The organism is Candidatus Nitrosopumilus sp., from assembly GCF_965223225.1.
Taxonomy (GTDB): Archaea; Thermoproteota; Nitrososphaeria; order Nitrososphaerales; family Nitrosopumilaceae; genus Nitrosopumilus.
Map to the genome: position 1 here is coordinate 1,570,941 of NZ_CBDCVU010000004.1, position 24,517 is coordinate 1,595,457.

Below are 24,517 nucleotides of genomic sequence, written 5' to 3' on the forward strand. Positions count from 1 at the left end.
TCCTAGTGTTTTCTAAAAGCTAAAGATATTCCCATAACAATTGCAGATGCAACCATTCCTGCAATACCAATTGATTCGTTTGTAGTGTACAAAAATGAAGAGCCAACAAAGATTGCCGAAGAGAATATACTACCACTAATCAAAACAACAGGTTTTTTCTTTCTCATGTTTGACTGGAACTCGTCCATCAGCTTTCGCATTTCAGGTCCTATCTTTATTGCAGTATCAATTGATTTTGAAAACGCATCAAAAGAAATCTTTAGCTCCTCAATGTATGCTCGTGTAATGAGGTTCTCCTCTTGTAAAATATTTTTTAAAACCTTGACAAACTTGAAATCAACTTGGTGTGTCTTGTAGATTCCCTCAATGATTGATGCCATCCTCATGTATAATGCAAGATTTTTTGGCAATACAAAAGGAAACTTGCTCATAGTCTGGTTTGCAAGCTCCATGAGACTTTTGACTTCCATCTCATCAGGCTTGCTGCCATGCATTGCACGAATTGACATCTCTATTCCTTTCTCAATTACTGTCCTGTTGTATCCTGGAACAAGCATCCCAAGATCACTCATTGCGTTTACCACTCTTGGAGGATTTTTTTCAACTAGTGCAAGATATAGTCGAATAAGCTTGAATCGTGTCTCGTTGTTGATTCTGCCAACCATCCCATAATCATAAAGAATCAGCCTGCCATCGTCTGTAACTGAGATGTTTCCAGGGTGAGGATCTGCATGAAATACAGAGTGCTTGAGCAACATGGTAAAAAACACCTTGTGCACATCTATTACAAGCTGCTCACGGTCAATTCTCTTCTCATCTAGTGCCTGGACGTTTGTAATCTTGATTCCAGGCAGATACTCCATTGTCAGAACGTTTTCTGAAGACAGATCATCGTAAACTGATGGCACAATTACGGTATTGTTGCTATTTGACTCCATGTCCTTTTTGATTCGCTTGAGGTTTTGGGATTCGTTTGTGTAATCCATCTCCTCTCTTATTGTTTCGATAAATTGTGCTAGCATGGCTTTGGCTGAGTACCTCAGATTGGGATCAACAAATCTCAATGCAAGCGGAAGAACTTTTTTAAGGACTTGAAGATCTTCTCGTACAACATTTTCAATTCCGGGTCTTTTTACCTTGACTACAACTTGTTGGCCTGACATGGTTCCTCTGTAAACTTGTCCAAGTGATGCACCAGAGATTGAATGAGGATCAATGCTGTCAAATTTTTTATCGATGGGTCCCAAATCCTTTTCAATTATTGGTTTTACCTTTTCAAACGGAGCAGAAGGTACGCTGTCTTGAAGCTTCGCAAGCTCTTCCAAGTATGGTTGCGGCAAGATGTCAGCTCGTGAAGACAACCACTGCCCAAGTTTTATGTAGACTGGTCCCAACGAAATAAAAGTATCAAGTGCTTTGCGCGCATTTTTTCTAAACTGTTCTTGATCTATTTTTGCACCTTCCTTTTGGTTGACCCATTTTTTTCTATCCTTGCGCAATGCAAGAATAGACGGTAACAGTTTGATCAAAACTTGGAGGGTTCTAATTGCAGTCATTGCATTTACTCCAAATAATTTTTTAGTTTTTTAGTTGCAGCATATACTATGTATCCAGTTACTGCTGAAGACAGTAGTCCAGCTGCAAGTGAAATTTTTTTTGATTTGTCTTTATCTGAAAAGATCTTCTTTGCAACATGAGAGCCGCCAAATATAGCACAAGCCAAACCAATTAGGACTTCTGGTGCATCTTTTACCAGATGACCAAGTGGATCTACACGGGGATCAACTTTGTCGGTATGAACAAGAAATTTGTCAGGATATTCTCTAATGTGCAAATTGCCATATCGATATTGCTTGTAGGCACCGTTTTTTTGTCCCAGGACTGTCTCTTCGGCTCCCTCTAGCATGAATTCACGGAGCTCTTTTGGTACCTCAATCTCATCTCTAGGCATGATCGCAAGATCCAGTAATTGCTTATAACCTTACGGACAAGAAATTTTCTTTCGAGCCTGAATAATAAAGCCCGGTCACATATACAATCAAAATTTCCTAGTCACGAAAAAAAGGTCACATGTCTAGCTTTTCTTTTGTAAATATGATAAAACTGATGCCAAATGCAGCCAGCATTGCAATGCCAGTTACATACGCATAGTTAAAGCCAACACCAGGATGATCTGTTTCATGATAGTGATTAATTACAAATGTTAGCACCAACAATGCAGCACCAATGTATGTTAGTTTTTTGTGAAGCTCCAACAAATGTTATTTTTTTTGATATCTATATGAATTTAGAATTTATCAGAATCAAATTAACTATTTTTTTTAAAAAAATATCATTGTAGACAATTAAGAAGCAGGTTCATCATTCTCATCTTTCATCTCCGCTAGTCTTTGTATGACATCTTCAAGTTCTTTCTTGTTCTCACTAATGACTTTCTTTACAACAAAGATCTCCTCGTTTATATGCTCAACGTCTATTGCGTCAGAGTTTTCTATCTGCATTTGAAGTTCCTCTAGTACCTGTTGGTTGTATAGGTTTATTTTTTCCAGTTCGTTTTTGTATTTTTCAAGTTTTTCATATGGCGTCAGAATTTCAACAATTGTTTCTTGTGCTTGTTGTCTATCTTGTTGGTTTACCATAAATCCAGATATGATTACCCCACTTCCAACAATTAATAATGCAATCAACACAATTATTGTTATTCTCAATTTGAATACATTCCTCCGTTCTGTAGTTGATGATGTTTCATTTTCAATTTAATATTTAGCTTTTTTTCTTTCTACGCTGTTTGAGTTTGCTTTTTGCGTCTGCGCATGAAATAGATTCCAACTCCCACTGCAATTGCAACTGGAATTATTACCATTGACATGTCAGGTCCCATTGCATCCTCACCGTTGTCTGGTTCTTCCACAAAGATTGTGGTGTCATGGTGAACGAATAGTTCTTCTCTAGTGTTGTCCTTGTATCGAATAGTAACTGTAATGTCATGCTCTCCGTATTGCGGTTCTCCCTCAAACTCGACTGGAACGTTAAATGGAACAGGGGCATCGACTTCAATCTCATCGATAAACTGTGTGTTACTCTTTATGTTAGAGTCACCACGTGGTGCTACAGTTACAAATCCAAACAAGCCGTCCTCGTTACCTTCATTGATTATCTCACCTATTACCATCTGTGTTCCAGAAAGCTCAATGACATCAACGTTAAAGACGCTCAGGTCGATTAATCCCTTGACGTAAAAGTCCACAATCTTGGATATCTCATGGAAGTCTCCGTGTGCGTTATAGTATGATATTACCAATGGAAGCCTCAAGGTATCTCCCCTTAGCCCTTCAGGAACGTATACTGTAGCCTCCAGATACTGCGAAGACTTGGGTGCAATATGCCCAACATCCCAGTTAGACTCCAAGATTACGACATTTTCTACATTAGTAATCGATGATGAGGTAGATGCAAGTTCAGTCTGGGTGTTTGCAGCAACAATGTCTACTCCAGATATAGGAGCAGTTCCATCATTTGCCACCTCAATTACTACCTCGTTAGTTTTCAAAGAAGTAAGAAAAGTATCAAGTGCCCTGACATTAATCACGCTGTCCCCTGTTACCTTAAACGTAAAGTCCTCAAATGCAGTTCTGACACCGGACTCTCTTAATCTGGAATAGTCAACCTTTACTGTTCCAGGGTACTGCTGAATTGGGACGTTGTTGTCTAGATTAACAAAAAATGTAAGATGAAAGTTATCACCTGCCAATGAATTAGAGTCGCTGTCTGCTTGAATGATAGAGCCAGGACCGTCTGAAGACGAGAAACCAAGTGGCAAAGATAGCTGTCCCTTGATTCCTGTAATGTCTTGTGTTCCAACGTTTGCAAAAACAACTGTAAATGGAACATTACGATCTCCTGCTTCTACCTCAATTTTGTTATTTAGCTGTCCAAAGTATGCATCCAAAAATTTCACGTCACCGAAGTCTCTCTCAAATGGAGAGTCTCCAAATCCGCCTGAAGTAATTTGTGCATACGAATCATCAAGAAATAATGGAGAGACTACAAGTGCAAAAATCGGAAGAAGTAAAATTAACAGTTTGAAATTGATATTCATAATTATGCTACAACCTCCATCTCTTTTCCAGATGCTGTAGAAGGATCATCTTCTCCCTCAAATGCCTTGCCATCCTTTATTGTAATTACCTTGTCTACTTCTCCAAAGTGTTGTCTGTCGTGTGTTACAATGACAAATGTCTGTCCAAGTCTTTTTGCCATGGATTTCATTAGCTGAACTATGGTTTCTGATGTTACAGAGTCCAAGTTTCCAGTTGGCTCGTCAGCAAGTACAATTGATGGTTTGTTGACAAGACCTCTGGCAATTGCTGCACGTTGGGCCTGTCCACCAGAAATCTTGTTTGCTCTTTTGTTAATCTGGCTTTCAAGTCCCACTGCCTTTAGCAGATCAGTTGCATCCTTGTTGGCAGTCTTGGTTGTTCCTCCAATCTGTCTTGGCAACAATACATTCTCTAATACTGTAAGGTCGGTCAATAAATTAGAAAATTGAAAGATAAAACCAAGTTTTGTGTTTCTAAATGCGGAGATTTTATCATCATTTAGGGTGGTAGTGTTTACGCCGTCAATCTTTATGGTTCCATTAGTTGGCCTGTCAAGCAAGCCTATCATGTTAAGAAGGGTGGATTTTCCAGAGCCTGAGCTACCAACAATAAGCACAAACTCACCCTGATTTACAGATAAAGATACTTCGTCAAGAGCCTTGACCTGGTTGTCTCCCTCCCCGTAAATCTTGCTTAGATTGCTGATTTCAAGAACCTTTCTCTTTGTGGTACTATCAGACAGTTCTCATCGCCTCCACAGGTAGTAGCTTTGTTGCTCTATACGACGGATAAAGTGACGCGATTATTGCCAGCAGAAATGATGTCAATGCAGTCTGGGTAATCTTTGCCCAGTCGTAGCTGACCTCAAGTGGCAAGCTGTTGTTAAATGACATCTTTGTTTCCTTTGCATAAAAGGTATAACCCAAACCAGCTGCAGTGCCGACTCCTGCGCCAATTGCGCCAATAATCATTCCCTGGAAGATAAAGATAATCAGAATGTCCTTTCTCCTAGCACCAATTGAACGCATAACGCCAATCTCTCGGGTCTTTCCATTTACAAGCATCATCTGAATTGTAACAATTGCAAATGCAGATGACATCATTCCAAAGTATCCAATCATGTTAATCATTGCAATGCCTGATCTGAATCCTGCAAGCTGCTCCTCAGCTGATTCCTCTATTGTTTCAGCTAGAAAGTCATCATTAGGAAATGATCTCAAAAAGAATTCCTTTACCTCAAAGGCTTTTGTAGGATCATTTAGCTTTACCATAAAAGAACCAGTGTCACCAGGTCTCTTCATCATGTCACGCAAAGTATCAATGTGAATAACTGCAGTATAATCAAATCCCTGTCCACCAGGAGATTGTGCAATTCCTGAAACTGTAAATCGTCTTATTTGATCCTCACCCCATCTGTCAACTACCAAAACCTTGACAGAGTCCCCAACTTCTGCTCCACCAAGATCTTCAGCTACATTTGATCCTAACACAATAGAGTTTCTTGAAAACACATAGCTTCCATCGGCTATTGTTTCGTGAACAGTGGATGCCCGCACATCATTGAATGGATCAATTCCAACTATCGGAATTCGAGTCTCCTCGATTAGCTTGCCATTTTTTGTCATGTTCATCTCCGCAGTCGATGAAAGCCGCGGAGTAGCCGCCTCCACATATGGAATCCTCTCAAACCAATTTACCAGAGACAGATCAGACTTGTCGATGTAATCAGCATCATCAGTTACCAAGATGTCTCCGTTTCTGTAATCACTGATGTCCCTGACAATTGCATCAAAGAGTCCCTGAAATATTACAAAATTGACATGAATTACCAAAATCCCAATGGTCACTGCTAATACTGCCCCGATCAGGCTTCCCTTTTTGTTAAAGAGCATACGTTTTGCAAGGCGTAACCGATATTCCACGATATTAATAAAATAGTCTGATATATAATGTCTGTGATGCATAGTGCTAAAACTATAGACAATTTTATATGAGATTAGTTTGTTTTATATTCTATAGAGGTATTATTGGTGATAATTTGGACAGTTTAGATATGAAGATACTCAGTAGATTGCTTAACAACTGCAGAGAATCAGATAGGCAGATAGGCAAGGAATTAGGTATGTCAGGTGGTGCAGTTAGTGCAAGAATCAGAAAGCTGCAAAAAAACGGGATTATAGAGAAATTCTCAGTTAAGGTAGAGCCACCTGTCTTGGGCTATGGGGTTCTGTATTTTGTGGTCTCAGGTGAGGATACTAATGAGATCTTAGAGCAGGTAAGTCTGGTAGGGGAGCCATATATCGTGGTGCCATGTGTTGGAGGGATTACCGTTTGTGGAATTACAGTAAAAGATGGCCTGGAGCAAAAGGCAGAGCTTGCAAAAAAGCTGATGAAAGATGTAAGGGTGCTTTCAATTTTTGAGGCAGAAAACTCAGAATTTAGTTCTAATCTCACAAAGACTGATCTTGAGATTTTAGAGGAGCTCATAAAAGATCCACGACAAAAAATTGACACCATTGCAAAAAAGACAGAAATGTCAACTAAGACAATAACAAGATGCATAGAAAAGCTAAATGAAAATGAAGTAATCCAGTTCACATTAATTTATGATCCAATAAAGATTGAGAATTACATACCACATGCAGTGCTTGCATGGATTGAAAAGGACCTGAAGAAGACACTGCAAACAATGAACAAGACTTTTTCAGATTCGTATCTTCAGATTCCATTTATTGCAAAAAACCAGATTGTCTTGTTTTTGTACAGCCAAAGCATCTTCAAGATGGATGAGCTAACACAAAAGGTAAGAAGCATAAAGAATGTAAAGTCAGCTGATTTGTTTATTCCAAAAAAGATTTCATTTTACACTAGATGGTTGGAAAAAGCAATTACGGAATTTAAAAAATCACCCAAGCTCCATCTTACTTATCAAACAAATTAAATAATAACAAACAAAAAACAGGTTAATGAAAAGAGAGAGAATCTATCAAGGAAGAATTTTAGGTCTAAGTGTTTATGACGGAAAGATCGAAGGACGAAAAGTAAAACGCGAAGTAATAGAACACAGAGGTGCAGCTGCAATGCTTGCATTTGATGAAGACAACAAGGTAATTCTTGTAAAGCAACACAGGTTTCCACATGGATATGTTTTGGAGATTCCTGCAGGAACATTAGAGAAGAAAGAAGAGCCAATAAAGTGTGCATTCAGAGAACTAGAAGAGGAAACAGGATACAGAGCAAAGAAGATGACCCCACTAATCACGTATTACCCTTCTATTGGATATAACAGTGAGATAATCCACTGCTTTTTAGCCTCAGGATTAAAGAAAATTGCAGACCTGAAGCTTGATGACGATGAGATACTTTCAGTTGAAAAAGTAGATTTGAAAAAACTACTAAGAATGATAAAGACAGGAAAGATTAAAGACTCTAAGACAATATGTGCAGTCTTGACATATGCTGCAAAAAAGAAACTCTACTGAAATTATTTTATCTCTTGGTTGTAAATTGGCTTGACTAGGTCAGCTAGGTCTGCCCAGTACTGAGCTATTCCCTCAAACATATACACCAAGTCAAAAAAATCAATTGGAATTTGTTTTTTCTTGTCAAGTGAGCTGCGAAGCAGGACGAGTTTTTCCTCATATTGTTTGTGCAATGAAATTGCCTCAATTGCCAATAGTCTATCTGCTTTGATAAATGCGTCAATTGATTTTTCAGCTAGTTTGTTAAAGTCTCTGACAACCTCATGAAGTTTTTTTGAAAGCTCTTTTGACAAAGATGAATTGTATATTGAATTTGAGATATCAACAATAGAATCACCTGCATTCTCTAACAAGTTTGCAGCAACCCTATAATCCAAAACGTCAATGTTTTCAAGATTGAATGCATGAGACAGTCTTGTGTCAACCAAAGTACTTCGAATCAAACGTACAAGCAAAAAGTATTGCCTATTTACTTCTACGTCTCGTTTTGAAATTGTCTTCAAATTTGATTTGTCATCAGAGATTAATCCATTTGATGCATCATCATACATTCCAAGTGCAATGGAGCTCATTCTCTTTAGGATCTTTTCAGGATTCAGCGTTGTTGCATCCAAAAGAAACTGCATGTTAATGTGAGAAGAGTCTTCTTCGATTATTTCCATTCCAACCAGTCTTCTCATAGAGTTACGTATTTTTTCTCGGTCCTCACCTGGAATGATTGATTTTGAATTTATCTGAATAATGTCATATCCCAAAAGATAGGCACCGGTAAGATCTGCAACAATGTTTTCTTCTTTTGGCAATGGATACGATATTACAAGTTCCTTTGTTGGGCGAGTATCCTTGTTTGCAGAAATTGAGATGCTGTCTTGTCCTGTTTCCAGCTCCACTTGACTGCTCTTGTCAAGATTGTTGGCATCTATCCACTCCTTTGGAAGTGATACTAGAATGCTGCTTCCTATCCTTTGTAGGCGTCGAACAAATTTAGTCAATTTATACTAGTTTAAGTTATTTAATCCATATTCTTATATCTTGTCTAAAATTTAAACTCAGATTAATGGAGTCGGTAGCGTTTTGTCCCGCTCATGTGACAGGTTTCTTCAAGGCACACCTAAAGAATGCGGACGAAGAAAAATCTGAGAATCTAGGATCTATGGGAGCAGGTTTCTCAATAAAACAAGGCGTTACAACCAAAGTTAGGGTTTACAGAAAAGAGGAGTACTTTTTGAATAATAATGAAGATAAGAATTCAAATTTCAAGATTACAACTGTAGGATATCAATCAGACAAAACAGACATTTCTGAATTTGTGTTAAACGAATTTCTGAAAATTGGAGAGTTCTCTGAAAAGTTCTTTGAGATTGAACATGACATTTCCATTCCCGTTGGGTATGGTTTAGGGTCTAGCAGTGCAGTTGCATTGTCATTGTCTTATGCATTAGACCAAGCACTAAACACAAGACTGGATAAAAAAATAATTGGGCAAATAGCACACAACGCAGAAGTCAATTGCAAAACAGGACTGGGAGATGTATTGGCATCATTTCATGGAGGATTTGAAATTAGAACAAGTCCTGGAGCTCCAGGAATTGGCAGCGTCAAAAAAATACCAACTGACAAAATTTCAATTATAATGATTTGCTTTTCTCCTATTTCAACTAACAAGTTCATCAAAGAGAAAATGTCTCAGATAAACGGATTGGGTGGAAAGATGGTAAATAGATTGTTAGAATCAGAAAACTATGATCATTTCCAAGAAATGTCATTAGAATTTGCTGAATATGTAAACGTAATGACGCCAAAGATGACAAAGCTGGTTTCAGAATTAAGAGACAACAAGATAAAATGTGGAATTGCATTGTTTGGAGAAACTGTTTTTTCAATGATACCAAAAGACAAAGAGAATAAAGTTTTGGATATTCTAAAAAAATATCCAGACGGAATCATAATAAAATCAGAACTTGACGATGACGGAGCTAGAGTTCTTTATAATTAAATGAAAGAAAGATAGAAGATAGCAATGTCAACGTCAGCTTCATCAAAATCAAAATCATCTCTAATTCCAAAATCACATCCAAGAGCAAAGTCTTTGTTGGTTCGAGAAAAACTAGTGCAGGGATTTGATGCAGGTCTCGTTGCAAAAGAGGGTCTACTAGCACAAGGAAGAGGAGAAGCATTTGATTATCTGCTAGGAGAAAAAACGGGAAAAGCAGCTAGAAACGCAATCAAGGCAGCTGCAGCACAGTTACTTTTAGCAGATTATCCTATAATTTCAGTTAACGGAAACATTGCTGCTTTGTGCCCGAGACAAATAATCAGGCTGGCAAAGCAGATCAATGCAAAACTAGAGGTAAACCTGTTTTATACAAGTGAGAAAAGAAAAAAGGCAATCGTAAAAATCTTGAGAGAAAATGGAGCAAAAGAGATTCTAGGGATAGATCCCAAAAAAGCTACAAAGCTGTCAGGAATAGATTCAGCCAGAAGAATTGTAGATAAGAACGGAATTTATGCAGCAGATGTAGTTGTGGTTCCTCTAGAAGACGGTGACAGAACCTCTGCACTAAGAAAGGCAGGAAAAACGGTTATTACATTTGATCTAAATCCGCTTTCTAGAACATCGCAGACTGCAAACATTACGATTGTAGATAATGTTACAAGAGCAGTTGATCTTCTAAGGGAGCAATCAAAAAAACTAGCTGCAAAAACAAATCAAAAGACACTGCAAAAAATAATTGATGAGTTTAACAACAAGAAAAATTTATCTGAGAATATTATTCAAATCAAAAACAACTTAACAAGGAGAGCAGGAATTGCATAAGTCAGTACAAGATATCATCAATATGAAAAAGGAGAAAAAGAAAATTTCAGTAATTACAAGTTACGACTATACTCTAGCTTCGCTTTGTGACAAAGCTGGAATTGATGTGTTATTGGTTGGAGACAGTGCCGGGATGGTAATGCTGGGATATAAGAATACAATTCCAGTAACGATGGACCACATGATAATGTTCACCGAAGCTGTAAGTAGAGCAAGAAAGGATTCTCTCTTGGTTGCAGACTTGCCCTTTATGTCATATCAAGCAAGCATCGAGGATGCAATTGTAAACTCTGGCAAATTAATCAAAGCAGGAGCAGATGCAGTAAAGCTTGAGGGTGGAATGATAATGGCAGATACTATCAGCTCAATTGTAGAGGTCGGTATTCCAGTCATGGGACATATCGGATTACAACCGCAGACAACTGTACTGTCTCAGGGATACAAGGTACAAGCAAAGACAAGCGATACGGCAATGAGACTAATTGAGGATGCAAAGGAGCTTGAACAAGCAGGGGCATTTAGCATTGCACTTGAAATGGTAACAAAAGAGGTATCCCAGATAATATCAGATAGCATTAGCATACCTACAATAGGAATTGGGTCAGGCACAGGATGTGACGGACAAGTACTGGTAGCCCAAGATCTTCTTGGTATGTACGACAAGATTAAACCAAAATTTGCAAAAAGATACATGAATTTGTCTGAGGATATCGTAAAGGCCTTAGAATCTTACAGAGAGGATGTTCAATCAGGCATGTTTCCTGCACAGACAAACTCTTTCTCAATGGATGAAAATGAATTGAAGAAATTACGAGAAAAAATTGGCAGTTAAAAAAAGACAAAACAAAAAGAAAGAGGGCAAGGATATCTCTTCTTCTTTGTCTGCAAAAAATTTGGCATCACATCCATCTTTGGACATTGTAAGTTCAAACGGAACAGAGCTTGCAGGAAAGAAAGTTGTGTTATGCATTGCAGGAAGTGTTGCAGCATACAAAGCAATTGAATTTTCAAGATTACTAATGAGACATGGTGCAGACGTCACATGTGTTGCAAGTAATGCTGTTACAAAATTGATACAACCAGATTATTTTAAATGGGCAACTGGCAACAAGGTAATTACAAAACTGACAGGAGATCTTGAACACATTAAACTAGCTGACTATAACCAGTCAGATCTTATCATAGTTTATCCTGCAACTGCAAACACGTTAGGAAAGCTTGCAAATGGAATTGATGACACACCAATTTCAACTGTCTTAACTGTAGGGTTTGGATCAAAGATTCCAATAATGATCTGCCTTGCGATGCATGCATCAATGTATGAAAATTCTGCAGTAAAAAAGAATATTGATTTTCTTAAAAACAAAATAAGATTCATTTCTCCTAAAATGATTGAAGGAAAGGCAAAGGCTCCTGAACCAGAAGATGTTCTAGAAGAAGTACTACAAAGATTTGGAGCATCACCCTTGCTAAAAAACAAAAAAGTTTTGATGACTGCAGGACCAACTGTTGAAAAAATTGATCCTATCAGAATGATAACAAACCAGAGTTCTGGAAGAACAGGTGTGTTGCTTGCATCAGAATTGATTTCTGCAGGAGCCAAAGTAACAATGATTTATGGTCCTGGTACAGAAAAGCCTCCAAAGGGCGCAAGAGTAATCAATGTTACATCAAGCAAGGAGATGGAATATGCAGCGAAAAAAGAGCTAAACCAAAAAAGATGGGATGTAGTAATCATGGCCGCAGCAATCTCAGACTATGTTCCAGAAAATCCCTCAAAAACCAAGATAAAAAGTGACAAAAAATCTCTTACAATTAGGCTCAAAAAGGCTCCTAAAATCATAGATCAGGTAAAAAAACTGCAAAAAGACGTTCTTTTGGTAGGATTCAAGGCAGAGACAAACCTAACACAAAGTTCCTTAGTAAAGTCCGCACAAAAGAAGCTAGAGGAAACTGGTGCTGACTCTATAATCGCAAATGATGTAGGTTCAAGATACCAGAAAAATCCAAACAAAAATAATGTGATTGTAGTAGGATACGATGCAGACAGAAAAAAGATTAAAACAAAAAGTTCCGGATGGAAAAACAAAGAGAGAATAGCAAAATTCATCAGAAAAGAGATTGAATCTAAACTAAAATGAAAAAAACAGAATTGCGAAAATTAATTTCACAATACAAAGAGATTAAACAAAAACAAAAGAAAAAAAATCGTTCTGATAATCTCAAGCTTGCCGATACCCTAAAACAAATTGAGCACAGGTATTTTCATGAAACCGGAAGAACATTAAAATCAGATTTGAAAACCCCAAAAGAAAATTGAACAAAAATAGGCCCTTTGAATATAAAAAACGTAACATGAATATCTGGAATGAGGTTGCACCAAGATACCACAATAGATGGGCAAGTGCAAATGTTGGTCCGTTTCAGAGTACCAAAAGACTTGTAGAATCAGTAGATGTTCAAAAAGGTGACAAAGTTCTAGATGTTGCATGTGGTACTGGAGTTGTAACCAAAGTACTAACAAAAAAAGTAGGCAAGTCAGGATTTGTAGTAGGTGCAGATACATCTGTAACAGCAATAGAGATTGCAAAAAAATGGAATGACAGACTATCAAATCTTTTGTTTGTAAATGTAGATGCAGAAAATTTTGCATTCAAAGAAAAGTTTGATGTAATTACATGTCAATATGCATTGTTTTTCTTTCCTAATGCAATAAAGGCACTTTGTAACATGAGAAAGAGTCTAACAAATTCTGGAAAGGTTGGAATCTCAGTACATGGACACAAAGACAGAGTACCATACTTTGGTAATATTCTTGATGCTGTAACAGAGTTTATCCCAGATTATATTCCTCCTGGATCACCATCCCTTGACAGATATGGCACAAAAAAAGCACTCAAAGACGAGGTAAAAAAAGCAGGATTTTCAAAAATTTCAGTCGAAGACTATGTCTTTACTTATAGTCCAGGTACCTTTGATGATTACTGGAGAAATTACATAAAGTATGTCGCAAAGCCAATCAAAGAGAAAATAGGATCACTTGACAAGTCACAGAAAAAAAGACTCAAAGAAAAAATTAGAGATAACACAAAACCCCACACAAAGAGAAGCGGAATCATAAAATTTCCTTGGGAAGTTTTAATTTTGACAGCAAAATACTAGATTTGCAGGAAAACAGAAGAGATGGCCAAGGACAAAAGAAAGAAAAAGACAACAAAAGACGAAAAGTCTGCTGAAAATAACGAAAAACCAAAGAAGTCATCAAATTTTGGCTCATTTCTAAAGAAGAGGGCTCCATTTTATCTTGCAGGTATTGCACTTTTGGTAGTGTTTGTAATCCCAGAACTGACAAAAGGTGATCTTCAAACTAGTCTTCCAGAGCTCTCAGTTGAAGAGCAAAAGATTGCAGACATGGTATTGAATTATGATGGACCAAATGATACTGGACTAACAGTCATAGATGCAATTGCAGACAAGATTGAAGAAGAGTATCCCAACGAGAAAATATATGACAACAAAAAAACCAAAGTCGGTTTGGAAGTAACTGCTTTAGAGGCAAACGAGTATAATGTTGTCTTGAGTTTTGAGTCATACAAAGGAGAGTTAAACTATGACTGGAATGTCAATGCAGAATCTGGAGATATTTTATCAAACAGCCAAGATGCAAAAAACATCATTAACTTGGTAGACTTTTATGATTAGTCTTAAAGTGTGACCAAGTCTTTGGTAAATTTGTGCATAATGATTGGTCTTTGTTGTTTGACAATCAACGAGTCTTCTATTCTTATTCCAAACTTGTTTTCAATGTAGATTCCAGGCTCTACTGTAATTGCCATGTTTTCGTTTAGTTTTGTAGTGCTTCTGTATGAAACAGTTGGTAATTCATGAACTTCCAGTCCTATTCCATGTCCGGTTGAGTGGATAAAGTATTGACCATAGTTTTTTTCTTCAATGTATTTTCTGCATGCTGCGTCAACTTCTTTGCAGTCAACATTTGGCTTTACAGATTGTAGTCCTAGTCTTTGGGATTCTTTGACTATCTCATATGCATCAGATGCTTTTTTAGAAATTTTCCCCATTGCAAATGTCCGAGTTGCATCAGAGACATATCCCTTGTAACGTAAAGTCAGATCAGTTACAACCATATCACCTTTTTTAAATTTCCTGTCAGTTACCTGAGCATGTGGAAGTGCACCATTAGGACCTCCCGCAATTATTAGTGGGTTAAGAGTTGATTTGTATCCAGTATCAAACATTTGTTGTTCCATTGCATATTGCATCAAGATTGTTTGGAGTTCGGACTCTTTTTGTCCCAGCCTCATCTTTTTTGTACATAACTCGAACATCTCGTCAATGATTTTTGAGGCTTTTTTGAGAATTTTTATTTCATTTTCATCTTTTATCATGCGAGCATTGTAAAATGGATCCGTTGATGATTTTATCTTCTTGACAGATTTTTTCAGAGACATCATTACTGAATAATTTTGGCAGTCTGTGCATACGTTTTTGCTTCCTTCAAGTTTTTTAACAAGTGATGAGAGCAAGCCCACACCACGTTCTCCCTTAATGATTTCACAGTCTTGGGACTCTTCCTGAGCACGTCCAACCTCTAATTCGGGGGCAATAATGGTAGTTTTTCCGTTTTTTTCCAACAGTCCTATTGCCTCACCCCAAAATCCAGTCATGTAAAACAGATTTTCAGGCTCAAATGTCACAATGGTATCACAGTCAATATCTTTAGCATATCTTAGAAGACTTTTCCTTCTTTGCTTCACAGAAAAAGACTGTTCTCTTCTCAATTTATGTATGATGCAAAGTTTGTATATGGAAATTTGCTGGTTCATATTATGTCCGAATCCAATGCAGATCTGCAAAAAACAGAGACAGCAACTATAACAAATACGAAAGATGACAATGACAAAATAAAAACAGAAAAGAAAAAAGTTGTTGCATTGCTTTCTGGTGGATTAGATAGCCAGCTTGCAGTTAGGATGATGCAAGAACAAGGATTTGATGTATCAGCTGTTGCAATAAAGACTCCTTTTTGTGATTTTGATTGTGGCAGAGGATGTGGTTTTGAAATTAGAGAAAGAGCAGACGACCTTAATGTAAATTTGAAAACAGTGTATCTAGGTGATGAATACATTGAGATGTTAAAGAATCCAAAGCACGGAATTGGTGCAGGATTCAATCCATGTATTGATTGCAGAGCAATGATGTTTGATGCTGCAAAAAAACACATGGACGATATTGGTGCAGAGTTTATTATTTCAGGTGAAGTTTTAGGTCAACGTCCAATGAGTCAACATGGACCTGCACTACGAACAATTGAGAAAGAGGCTGGGCTTGTTGGAAAAATTGTAAGGCCATTATCAGCTGCATTGCTCCCACCAACTGATCCAGAAAAAGATGGATTGATCAAAAGAGAAAATCTTGGAATGATACGTGGCAGAACTAGGAGAAACCAATTAGACATGGCAAAAGAATATGGAATCGAAAACCCACCCAATGCAGGAGGAGGTTGTTTGCTAACTGATCCACAATTTGGAATAAAAGCAAAAGATTTGTTTGAACATACAGAAACTCCAACTATCAACGATATTGACTTGTTAAAGATTGGTAGACACTTTAGACTAGATGACAAAACAAAACTTGTTGTTGGAAGAAACAAAGACGAAAATGAAATGATCAAAGCAATTGCATTGCCCGGAGATATTTTACTTGAGGCAAAAGATCATGTCGGCCCAATCTCAATTTTACGTGGAGAGAATGCAAAGTCCCATACAGAATTTGCATCATCAGTAACCCTAAGATATTCAGATGCTCCAAAAGATAAGAAAGAAGTTGTATTAATCAAAGGAGATAATCTCTCAGAGGAATTCAGTTCAGAATCCGCAAAAGAAGAATCCTACATCAAGTTAAGAATCTAGGCGTAAAAAATTTCAAGAATTAGTCATAACTAAGGAAGAGTTTTTGAGGGAGTAATTTTTATTTGCAAATAGGATGCAAAAGCAAGAAAGTCCCACATATTTGAAGGCTATAACAATCAGAGATACTAGTGATGTACATTCAATAAAAGAAGACATCAAAAAGGACATGATTCTAATTTTGAGAGTTACACCGTTGGCACAAAAAGATGTAGATCAATTACGCAAAGTGGTCGAAGAGTTGTATTCTATTGCAAAGGCATCCAATGCAGAGATTGCAAGGTTAGGAGAAGAAAGAATTATTGTTGCACCTTCCAACATCAAGATCTGGAAACCAGAATATGATCTAAAATAATTTTATTGCTTCTTGGATTTGTGGATAATGGGATGGTACTTTGTACATTCGTCTAATGTTTATCGCAAGATTTTCTGATTTTTTGCGTTCACCGTGATTAACTAAAACTCTTCGTAGTTTTGGTCGCAATCTTTGTACAAACGACATTAACTGATTGTAATCGCTGTGACCACTAAAGCCATCTAGTTTCTCAACTCCGCAGTTAATTGTTACAACTTCAACTTTGCCTTCTTTTCCTAACATAGATACTTGTTTGGAGCCATCTAGAACTCTTCTTCCCAAAGTTCCATTGACTTGATATGATACAAACAATACCTTGCTTTTTTTGTCCGGTGCAATGTTTTTGAAATATTCTAATACAGGACCGCCTTCCAACATACCAGATGTTGCCAAGATAATACATGGAGAATCTTCTCTCATTGGTTCTTCTCTTGCATCAGCGTGTTCAATGTTAGTAAAGTATTCTGAATCAAATGGATTATCATCAGTCTCTAGTATTTTTTGTTTGAGTTCTCTTGCAAGATATTCAGGATACGATTCATGTATGGCAGATGCTTCTGAGATCATTCCTTCTGTAAAGACAGGTGCTTCGATCATTTCACCTGACTTCATATAGTGATCAATTACCATCATGATTTCTTGTGCACGTCCTACTGCAGGAATAGGGATCAAAACTTTGCCGCCGTCTGCTAACGTATTATTTACTGCATTGATAAAAGCAGATTCTACTTCCTGTCTGCTTGGTTGGATGTCCTCTTTCAAACCATACGTACTTTCTATCAACAGCGTCTCAACCCTTGGGAAATTCCAGCTTGCTGCCTCAAACAATATGCTCTTACCAAACTTGATATCACCAGAATAGACAAAATTGTGATCACCATTACCAATATGGAAATGACACAAGGCCGAACCAAGAATGTGGCCAGCGTTTGCCAAAACAAGTTTGATGTCAGGAGATATGTCAGTTACAGTACCATATGGAAGGGTAATTGCCTGCCTCATGATCTGTTTTACGTCTCGTTCCGAATAAATCGGCGTTCTGCCTTGGGCTGCAGCGACCTTGATGGCATCTAATTGAATGAGATTCATCATTGGAAGTGTGGGTTCAGTACAATAGATTGGTCCCTTGTAACCATATTTGCACAATGCAGGAAGAAATCCTGTATGGTCCAAGTGTGCATGACCAATCACAACAGCATCAAGCTCATCTAATGTAAGATTAAGAGAATCCAATCTGGGATATGCATCCATAGGAGAGCGGGCTCCAGGATTAATTCCACAATCAATCAAGATTTTGCTCTCAGGAGTAGAAAGCAAAAGAGAGGATCTTCCTACCTGACTAAATCCACCAAGAGTATAAAGAGAGACTTCTGTTCGTTGTGAAAGTCTAGGTCTAAAAATTTCATCTCCTACCTGTTTGAGCTGTTTGCTACGTTCTGAGGATGTCTGTTTTAAGGTGGCATTTATTGTTTGAATTGTACGTGATGGAACTGTTGTTGCTTTTCTTATTCTTAATCTCCAGCCAATTTTTTCAGTAACCTCAGCATGATTGAATTCTTTTGCATCTCGCTGCAACAGCCAAGGACGTTTGGCTTCAACAGATACCTCACCTGTGGCAGTATCAAATAGAGTACCTTGAAGGTTTGCTTCTGCGGGAACACATTCTGTAAGAATCTTTCTTGCTTCATCTTCAGGTTTCCTTATAGATTCATCAGTTCTAACTACAATTCTTTTTTTGATTATGTTAACAAGATTTGAGATTGTATCATTGTGCTCCATCAAGTATCGTGGAGAATTTGTGTATAATGCAATTCTTGGGCCTTCATATTCAATTTTGGTGACGTTTGCTTCTTTTGGAATACTTTGCAGTATGGTGGCCATTATGTTTTGGCTAGAAGGTATATCTTTTGGCGGTTGTTTTCTTTGCATTAAATCACTAAAGTTCTATGACTGCTTTCTTTTGTTCATCGGTTAAAAGACGGAATCCATCTTTATCCATTATTGCGACGTTAATTCCGTCACCAGTACCAATGTTTCTAACAATTGCGGCCTTGACTGCCCGTAAAGCTATTTTCTTTGCTTCTTCCACTGTAAGATCTTCTCTGTATTCATCTTCCAGTAGTCCATACGCAACAGGTGAGCCGCTTCCTGTTGTAACATAGGATTTCTTTTCTACTGACCCAAACATGTCAATATTGAACAGTGCCGGACCTTCAGCATCATATCCACCAACTAGGATATCTGCCATGAAAGGATACCCGCGATTTTGATGGAAGATCAATGAACATAATCTTGCAAGAGAATGAATATAGATTGGACCTTGTTTTTCTACTCTGTGTAGATTCGCATGATATCGTAAAATGTCTACAATGTTTTGTGCATCTGCAACTCCTCCTGCAAGGGTTAATCCAGCATGATGGTCGATTTTTTGAATTTTCATTGTGTTATTGTTTGCAATAAAGTATCCTGCACTTGCACGCATATCGGCACACAAAACAACACCGTCCTTTGCCTTGATACCTACAGTGGTAGTCCCATGCAAAATTTTTTCTTCAACATTGTTTGACAAAAAATCACCTATTAAGATAAAGTAACTGGCATCTCACCCTTTTAAATAACTTTTTGATCTCTTCAAACCATAAATAATGACAAAAAATCATGATCACATGAAATCACATAGAATGGAATTGCCCAGATTGATTGAGATCGGGGAGAAGAATATCGGCGATTTTGGGAGATTTTTAGAGTCGCTAAATAATCCAAAAAAGGTTTCATTAATATCTGGAACAAATGTTCAAAAGGTCTTAAAAAAATCAATTGAAAAGTCTCTGAAGTCAAAAAAAATTCAATTTATTTGGCACACATCAAAGGACAATCAAATTACTTCATTAAATCAAATGGAAAAGGACGTTAAAAAAGATAGATCAGATTTGGTTGCAGGTATAGGTGGAGGGCGATCGGTTGATACGGCAAAAATGATTTCATATAGTTTAGAAAAGCCATTTGTGAGTTTACCAACTGCTGCATCTCATGATGGGATGGCAAGTCCATTTGTTTCAGTAAAAAGCGACAAACCACATTCAATAGTTGCATCTGCACCTATGGGAGTTTTTGTTGATATTGATGTGATAAAAAAAGCACCAATAAGATTACTGGCAAGTGGTTGTGGAGATTTAGTTGCCAATATTATTGCTGTTAAGGATTGGGAATTAGGTCACAAGAAAACCAATGAGTACTATGGAAGATATGCAGCAGACTTGGCAATGATGAGTGCAAAAATTGTGATGGAGAATTCCTCAGAGTTTGCTAAAAAAGGACTGGATGCAAGAGTAATTGTAGAGGCATTAATTAGTGCAGGAGTTGCATCATGTATTGCAGGTAGCAGCAGACCCTGTTCGGGTGCAGAGCATCTTTTCTCACATGCATTAGACAAAATTGTCCCCAATGTTGGGCTACATGGAGAAAAATGTGGTATTGGTTCTATTATGATGGCAAAGTTGCAAGGGGGAGACTGGAAAAAGATTGTGCAAACCCTAAAGGATGTAGGTGCTCCTACGACTGCAAAACAAATTGGTCTAAGTTCTGATTATGTGATTGAGGCTTTAGTTATTGCACAGGATCTAAGGCCGGACAGATATACTATTTTAAAAGAAGCTAAAATGAACAACAAGAAGGCCAAAGAGCTTGCTAAAGTTACAAAAGTAATTTAGTTATTCTGTTTTTGTTTCAGTGGGAGTTTCTGTTTTTGTTTCAGGTTTCTTGTTTTGCGAAGAAGATGCTTGTTTGTTTACATGGGTTTCAACAAAACTTACTTTCTCTAAGCTTGGAACAAATTTGAAGATGTCTAATTGAATAAAGTGTTTCATTATTTGCAGTCCGTCTGCACGTAAAATTTCTTCAGGAATAGTAACATCAACTTGTTTATCTTTTAGATCAAATGCAATTTTAGAATTCTCAACAGGCAGTCTGTTTTTGAGAATTCCATCAATTTTGTCACTTGAAGAATCAAGAGACTTTATTACATTTACATCAAACACAATTGTTTTTCCTGCATATCTGTGATTGTAATCAATTTGAACTCTTCCTGAACCGATAAAACGAATAATTCCTCTTTTATTATCAACCTCGATTGTATCTCCAACTGAGACTTTTTCTGCATCTTCACCCAATTTTCTAATAGGAATCATTCGAACTTTTCCAGAATCCCTTTCACCAAATCCTTTGTCAGGTGTAACTTCAATTGTAAGTTTGTCACCAACAGATGTCTTTGCTAGTGCCTCATCTAATCCCTTGAGAACAGGATAAGAAACTTCACCGATAGAAACAAGTTTTGGTTGGTACTTTACATTTTGATCAAAGATTGAGTGTTTTTTTGCATCTTCCTCTAGAGTAGTATCAAAAACCTCATCGCTGTCTTTTACCTTAGCTGTATAATCTACCAGAATCAGTGAACTCTTGTCGAAAGTCAATGTGATCGGTCTCGAATTTCCTTATATTAAGTTAACAGGATTTAGAGAGCTTTGAGTTTTTCTTCAGCAGTCTTTAGTCCTGCTTGTGGGTCTGTGTCATATCCCATCATTGCAAGAGTTGAAGAGATTGCAGAAATAGTTCGCATTACATGATATGGACTAACTTCTCCCATGCATCCAACTCTGAATACTTTGCCTTTGAGGTTTCCAAAACCACCTGCAACAAGTACTTTGAATTTATCTGCTAGAGTATTTCTAAATGTCTTATCCTCTAGTTCATCCAAATAATTTAGTGCTACTATTGAGATGGAACGGTCTTCTTCTTTTGCAAATGGTGTCAGACCAATTGCACTCAATCCATCATACAATGCATCAGAGCAAACTTTGTGACGTTTGAAGACATTTTCTAATCCCTCTTCAAGAAGTATTGACAATGCCTCACGGTATGCATACAACAATGGTAATGCAGGCGTAAATGGCGTATGTTTTGATTCTTCATAATACTTGAAGTATCTGGCCAAGTTAAAGTACATCGTGGATGGAGGATTTTCTATCATGTACTTTTTTGCTTTTGCACTTACAGATATAGGAGAAATTCCAGGAGGTGCAGCAATTGCTTTTTGTGCACCAGTCATACATACATCAATGTTCCATTTATCAACAGGAAGTGGAGCACCACCGAGCAAAGACACTGAATCTACCACGTAGAATGCATCATTTCTTGATGTGAGATCAGATACCTTGTCAAGATAGTTGACCATGGTTCCAGTCGATGTCTCATTGTGCACTACATAAAATGCCTTGATATCCTTGTTGTTATCAAAGGCTTCTTTTACTTGATCAAAAGTAGCATTTTCTCCTGGTGGAGTTTCAAGTCGAATTACATTAGCCCCCTGACCTTCAATAAGTTGAGAGAGTCTGTTACTAAATTCCCCGTTTACTGGGATTAGGACTTTGTCATCTTTTTTAATTAAATTGACTACTCCGGCTTCTACTGCACCTGTACCGGATGCAGAAAGGGCCACAATATCATTTTGTGTTTCAAAAACCTGTTGAGTTTTATCCACAACATCAGTATACAATTCTACAAAATCATCACTTCTATGATTAATTATTGGAGCAAGCATTGCTCTCATTACTCTATTAGGTACGTTTGTTGGACCTGGAAGCATTGAAAGATATTCCATTTGATTTCTACATGGTCGTACATTACTGGGTTTATTTATAATTAGAGATCTTTTAGACGATCCTTGGCACCAATACCAATTAGAAAATTTTTAGTTCCATTTGGTACTAGATTATCCCATTTCTGATCGCTAACAATCAAGTTACGAATCCTAGTGCCAGAAAGAATTTCTCTGTTGGAAAAAGGAATTGAAGAAATTTTGGTAGACCGTTTTGCGTATAAATGTTTGGTCAGATCATCATTTGAGAAAACAATGTCAAATGATGGAACTATGGTATCTATTTTTTCAATCCATCTAACGTGGTTATCAACATCAGGTATAAAATAAATTGAAATTTTTTGTTTCATTGAACTATCAATTGAAGATAGTATCATCTCCTTTCGCTCTGTGGCAGTAAATGGATTGTCTTTTTCTATGGGCTTATTTGAGCTGCCCAATCCTATCCAGAGTTTGTCAACCTTAGATAATGCAAATTGTATTGCACTAAGATGACCTAGGTGAAAAGGTTGAAAACGTCCAATCAGCAATCCATTCATACTAGATTACAAAATTTTTCTTTTTAAAAACTATCATAAAGAGAAAAAATTGCCAAGGTATGTTGGAATTTTTAAAAATTAATGCAAGTCATGGAGAAGGTGGAGGACAAATAGTCCGTTCTGCAATAACATTATCATGCATTACAAAAAAACCAATTCATTTAGAAAACATACGAAAGAATAGAAGGATTCCAGGTCTAAGACCACAACATCTCACTGCTATCACAATTCTTCAGGAAATGACTGATGCCAAAGTAGTTGGTGCAGAAATTGGATCTACAGAACTCAAGTTCATTCCAGGAAAAGTAAAAGAAGGGGATTTCATAGGAGATATCAAAACCGCTGGAAGTATTTCACTAATACTACAAGTAGTAATTCCTGTTATTTCACTTTCACAAAAAAAAACCAATCTAACAATTAAAGGTGGCACTGATGTTTTATGGAGTCCTTCTTTTGATTATACAGAACAGGTTGTAAGGAAAGCATATAAAAGAATGGGAATAAAATTTGTAATCGAGAAAATAAAAACTGGATATTATCCCAAAGGAGGAGGAGAAGTAAAAGTAAAGATGTCATCAACAGATAACATAAAAGCAATAACCCTCACTGAAAGAAAAACAAATGTAGCAACAGTACTTTGTACCTTTACAAAAATCTCTGAAAGCAAAATTTTAGATGAAATAAAAAATATTAAAAAAATATTAAATGAAAAAAATTTTTCTGTAGATACTAAAATTAAAAATCAAGACGCAATAGATACAGGAGCATCTTTGCTAGTTTTTTCTGTTGATGAAAAATCAATAATAGGAGTCGACTCTCTGTTTGACAAAAAAATACAAACCTTTGATATCAATATGGATGAATTTACAGGAAACGAGTTAGGGTTAGACAAGAATTTGGCAGATATGCTTGTAATTCCTGCAAGTTTGGCTGAGGGAAAAACGATACTTAGAGTCAAGGAAATCACAAAGCATCTGGAGACAAACTTGTTTGTTACCTCAAAAATAACTGGATGCAGGTACGGGATTGGAAGATTAAAAGAAGGATATGAAGTCATTATCGAAGGAATTTCAAACTCCGGCATCAAGCAGTGATGCAAAAAACAAGATAGCTATAGATAAGACAACCGTAATTTCGCCAAGAATAATGATTTTCTTTCTTAATTTTTGAATCTGAGGTTCAGGCATTTGATTTGACATTATTTTTTCTTCGACATCTTTACGGATAACTCGTACATGAACTGCATAAGTAATAATTAATGCAACAACAAGTATTATTTTCACAGTTAGAAAAGTCCCATAGCTGGTGGCCAATAGAAGTTCAGGTTTTCCAAGTAATGAATGTGAAGTGTACAAGCCAGTTACCATTAGGATAATCAAGGATGGTACTGCAATTTTGTTAAATCGCCGGCCAACTCGGATCATGATTTGCATGCGTTCTTCAACTGAATTTGTCATTGTTTTTAATAATGGAGAAAATACAATTCCAATAAAGAGTGAACCTCCAACCCAAATGGCAGCAGAAACAAGATGTATCCAAGTTAGAATAGCTTGCTCTAATGCACCCATTAATTGTAATATTTTAAATCAAATATTATGTATTTGGATCTTGACAACCTTTTTTAGTTGTACATAATCTGATAC

The 24,517-nt window shown here is 37.0% G+C and carries 28 protein-coding genes; 13 read left to right on the plus strand and 15 right to left on the minus strand.

Features of this window, described 5'->3' with window-relative positions; translation table 11 throughout:
- Positions 1-2: 2 nt before the first annotated feature.
- From ACOQN3_RS09950 to ACOQN3_RS09980, 7 genes are all read right to left on the minus strand, one after another.
- A complete protein-coding gene (locus ACOQN3_RS09950) occupies positions 3-1,556 on the minus strand; it encodes an ABC1 kinase family protein (RefSeq protein ID WP_420546298.1) in 1,554 nt (517 codons plus the stop codon).
- Positions 1,557-1,561: 5 nt separating this feature from the next.
- The gene (locus ACOQN3_RS09955) at positions 1,562-1,951 is read right to left on the minus strand and encodes a hypothetical protein (protein ID WP_420546299.1); all 390 of its coding nucleotides are present in this window, start codon (positions 1,949-1,951) and stop codon (positions 1,562-1,564) included.
- A 115-nt stretch (positions 1,952-2,066) separates the two neighbouring features.
- Positions 2,067-2,255 (minus strand): hypothetical protein, encoded by a 189-nt coding sequence (locus ACOQN3_RS09960; RefSeq protein ID WP_420546300.1) that lies wholly within the window; start codon positions 2,253-2,255, stop codon positions 2,067-2,069.
- A gap of 90 nt (positions 2,256-2,345) precedes the next feature.
- Positions 2,346-2,708 carry a hypothetical protein gene (locus ACOQN3_RS09965; protein WP_420546301.1) on the minus strand — a complete coding sequence of 121 codons (363 nt, stop codon included), beginning with the start codon at positions 2,706-2,708 and terminating at the stop codon, positions 2,346-2,348.
- A 71-nt stretch (positions 2,709-2,779) separates the two neighbouring features.
- On the minus strand, positions 2,780-4,099 hold the full coding sequence (locus tag ACOQN3_RS09970; protein WP_420546302.1) for a COG1361 S-layer family protein: 1,320 nt from the start codon (positions 4,097-4,099) through the stop codon (positions 2,780-2,782).
- A gap of 2 nt (positions 4,100-4,101) precedes the next feature.
- Positions 4,102-4,788 carry an ABC transporter ATP-binding protein gene (locus ACOQN3_RS09975; protein ID WP_420546634.1) on the minus strand — a complete coding sequence of 229 codons (687 nt, stop codon included), beginning with the start codon at positions 4,786-4,788 and terminating at the stop codon, positions 4,102-4,104.
- Between the two features lie 46 nt (positions 4,789-4,834).
- The gene (locus tag ACOQN3_RS09980) at positions 4,835-5,992 is read right to left on the minus strand and encodes an ABC transporter permease (RefSeq protein ID WP_420546635.1); all 1,158 of its coding nucleotides are present in this window, start codon (positions 5,990-5,992) and stop codon (positions 4,835-4,837) included.
- A gap of 146 nt (positions 5,993-6,138) precedes the next feature.
- Between ACOQN3_RS09980 and ACOQN3_RS09985 the strand changes: the two genes are divergently transcribed.
- Together ACOQN3_RS09985 and ACOQN3_RS09990 are read left to right on the plus strand one after the other, a co-directional pair.
- Positions 6,139-7,041 (plus strand): winged helix-turn-helix transcriptional regulator, encoded by a 903-nt coding sequence (locus tag ACOQN3_RS09985; protein ID WP_420546303.1) that lies wholly within the window; start codon positions 6,139-6,141, stop codon positions 7,039-7,041.
- A gap of 25 nt (positions 7,042-7,066) precedes the next feature.
- A complete protein-coding gene (locus ACOQN3_RS09990) occupies positions 7,067-7,582 on the plus strand; it encodes an NUDIX hydrolase (protein WP_420546304.1) in 516 nt (171 codons plus the stop codon).
- Between the two features lie 2 nt (positions 7,583-7,584).
- Here ACOQN3_RS09990 and ACOQN3_RS09995 read toward each other — a convergent pair whose 3' ends face one another.
- Positions 7,585-8,574 (minus strand): PhoU domain-containing protein, encoded by a 990-nt coding sequence (locus ACOQN3_RS09995; RefSeq protein ID WP_420546305.1) that lies wholly within the window; start codon positions 8,572-8,574, stop codon positions 7,585-7,587.
- Between the two features lie 65 nt (positions 8,575-8,639).
- Here ACOQN3_RS09995 and ACOQN3_RS10000 point away from each other — a divergent pair, with 65 nt between their 5' ends.
- The 7 genes from ACOQN3_RS10000 to ACOQN3_RS10030 are packed head-to-tail and all read left to right on the plus strand — an operon-like array spanning position 8,640 to position 14,102.
- The gene (locus ACOQN3_RS10000; protein WP_420546306.1) at positions 8,640-9,578 is read left to right on the plus strand and encodes a pantoate kinase; all 939 of its coding nucleotides are present in this window, start codon (positions 8,640-8,642) and stop codon (positions 9,576-9,578) included.
- Between the two features lie 24 nt (positions 9,579-9,602).
- Positions 9,603-10,400: a 4-phosphopantoate--beta-alanine ligase gene (locus ACOQN3_RS10005; protein ID WP_420546307.1), complete on the plus strand. Its 798-nt coding sequence runs from the start codon at positions 9,603-9,605 to the stop codon at positions 10,398-10,400.
- Positions 10,393-11,232 carry a 3-methyl-2-oxobutanoate hydroxymethyltransferase gene (gene panB, locus ACOQN3_RS10010; RefSeq protein ID WP_420546308.1) on the plus strand — a complete coding sequence of 280 codons (840 nt, stop codon included), beginning with the start codon at positions 10,393-10,395 and terminating at the stop codon, positions 11,230-11,232. Before ACOQN3_RS10005 ends, panB begins: the two co-directional genes overlap by 8 nt.
- 46 nt (positions 11,233-11,278) lie before the next feature.
- A complete protein-coding gene (coaBC, locus tag ACOQN3_RS10015; protein ID WP_420546636.1) occupies positions 11,279-12,541 on the plus strand; it encodes a bifunctional phosphopantothenoylcysteine decarboxylase/phosphopantothenate--cysteine ligase CoaBC in 1,263 nt (420 codons plus the stop codon).
- Positions 12,538-12,720, plus strand: a complete 183-nt coding sequence (locus ACOQN3_RS10020) for a hypothetical protein (RefSeq protein WP_420546309.1) — start codon at positions 12,538-12,540, stop codon at positions 12,718-12,720. Before coaBC ends, ACOQN3_RS10020 begins: the two co-directional genes overlap by 4 nt.
- Entirely contained in the window at positions 12,717-13,562 is an 846-nt protein-coding gene (locus ACOQN3_RS10025; RefSeq protein WP_420546310.1) for a methyltransferase domain-containing protein, read from the plus strand. Before ACOQN3_RS10020 ends, ACOQN3_RS10025 begins: the two co-directional genes overlap by 4 nt.
- A 21-nt stretch (positions 13,563-13,583) precedes the next feature.
- A complete protein-coding gene (locus ACOQN3_RS10030; RefSeq protein WP_420546311.1) occupies positions 13,584-14,102 on the plus strand; it encodes a hypothetical protein in 519 nt (172 codons plus the stop codon).
- A gap of 2 nt (positions 14,103-14,104) precedes the next feature.
- Here ACOQN3_RS10030 and ACOQN3_RS10035 read toward each other — a convergent pair whose 3' ends face one another.
- Positions 14,105-15,175 (minus strand): M24 family metallopeptidase, encoded by a 1,071-nt coding sequence (locus ACOQN3_RS10035; RefSeq protein WP_420546312.1) that lies wholly within the window; start codon positions 15,173-15,175, stop codon positions 14,105-14,107.
- 27 nt (positions 15,176-15,202) lie between these two features.
- Here ACOQN3_RS10035 and ACOQN3_RS10040 point away from each other — a divergent pair, with 27 nt between their 5' ends.
- The gene (locus ACOQN3_RS10040) at positions 15,203-16,330 is read left to right on the plus strand and encodes a tRNA (5-methylaminomethyl-2-thiouridylate)-methyltransferase (RefSeq protein ID WP_420546637.1); all 1,128 of its coding nucleotides are present in this window, start codon (positions 15,203-15,205) and stop codon (positions 16,328-16,330) included.
- 73 nt (positions 16,331-16,403) lie between these two features.
- On the plus strand, positions 16,404-16,682 hold the full coding sequence (gene sepF, locus ACOQN3_RS10045; RefSeq protein ID WP_420546313.1) for a cell division protein SepF: 279 nt from the start codon (positions 16,404-16,406) through the stop codon (positions 16,680-16,682).
- On the opposite strand, the gene ACOQN3_RS10050 is transcribed toward sepF, so the two are convergent.
- Both ACOQN3_RS10050 and psmB read right to left on the minus strand, forming a co-directional pair.
- A complete protein-coding gene (locus ACOQN3_RS10050; RefSeq protein ID WP_420546314.1) occupies positions 16,674-18,611 on the minus strand; it encodes a beta-CASP ribonuclease aCPSF1 in 1,938 nt (645 codons plus the stop codon). The genes sepF and ACOQN3_RS10050 overlap by 9 nt on opposite strands.
- A 7-nt stretch (positions 18,612-18,618) precedes the next feature.
- Complete coding sequence (gene psmB, locus ACOQN3_RS10055; RefSeq protein WP_420546315.1) at positions 18,619-19,251, minus strand: archaeal proteasome endopeptidase complex subunit beta; 633 nt, start codon at positions 19,249-19,251, stop codon at positions 18,619-18,621.
- 76 nt (positions 19,252-19,327) lie between these two features.
- Between psmB and ACOQN3_RS10060 the strand changes: the two genes are divergently transcribed.
- The gene (locus tag ACOQN3_RS10060) at positions 19,328-20,392 is read left to right on the plus strand and encodes a sn-glycerol-1-phosphate dehydrogenase (protein ID WP_420546316.1); all 1,065 of its coding nucleotides are present in this window, start codon (positions 19,328-19,330) and stop codon (positions 20,390-20,392) included.
- On the opposite strand, the gene ACOQN3_RS10065 is transcribed toward ACOQN3_RS10060, so the two are convergent.
- The 3 genes from ACOQN3_RS10065 to ACOQN3_RS10075 are packed head-to-tail and all read right to left on the minus strand — an operon-like array spanning position 20,393 to position 22,874.
- On the minus strand, positions 20,393-21,151 hold the full coding sequence (locus ACOQN3_RS10065; protein ID WP_420546317.1) for an FKBP-type peptidyl-prolyl cis-trans isomerase: 759 nt from the start codon (positions 21,149-21,151) through the stop codon (positions 20,393-20,395).
- A gap of 41 nt (positions 21,152-21,192) precedes the next feature.
- A complete protein-coding gene (locus ACOQN3_RS10070) occupies positions 21,193-22,338 on the minus strand; it encodes a pyridoxal-phosphate-dependent aminotransferase family protein (protein WP_420546318.1) in 1,146 nt (381 codons plus the stop codon).
- 41 nt (positions 22,339-22,379) lie between these two features.
- Positions 22,380-22,874, minus strand: coding sequence for a nicotinamide-nucleotide adenylyltransferase (locus ACOQN3_RS10075; RefSeq protein ID WP_420546319.1), 495 nt, complete (start codon positions 22,872-22,874; stop codon positions 22,380-22,382).
- A 59-nt stretch (positions 22,875-22,933) separates the two neighbouring features.
- Here ACOQN3_RS10075 and rtcA point away from each other — a divergent pair, with 59 nt between their 5' ends.
- The gene (gene rtcA / locus ACOQN3_RS10080) at positions 22,934-23,968 is read left to right on the plus strand and encodes an RNA 3'-terminal phosphate cyclase (protein WP_420546320.1); all 1,035 of its coding nucleotides are present in this window, start codon (positions 22,934-22,936) and stop codon (positions 23,966-23,968) included.
- Here rtcA and ACOQN3_RS10085 read toward each other — a convergent pair.
- Positions 23,945-24,442: a CopD family protein gene (locus ACOQN3_RS10085; protein ID WP_420546321.1), complete on the minus strand. Its 498-nt coding sequence runs from the start codon at positions 24,440-24,442 to the stop codon at positions 23,945-23,947. The genes rtcA and ACOQN3_RS10085 overlap by 24 nt on opposite strands.
- Positions 24,443-24,517: the final 75 nt, after the last annotated feature.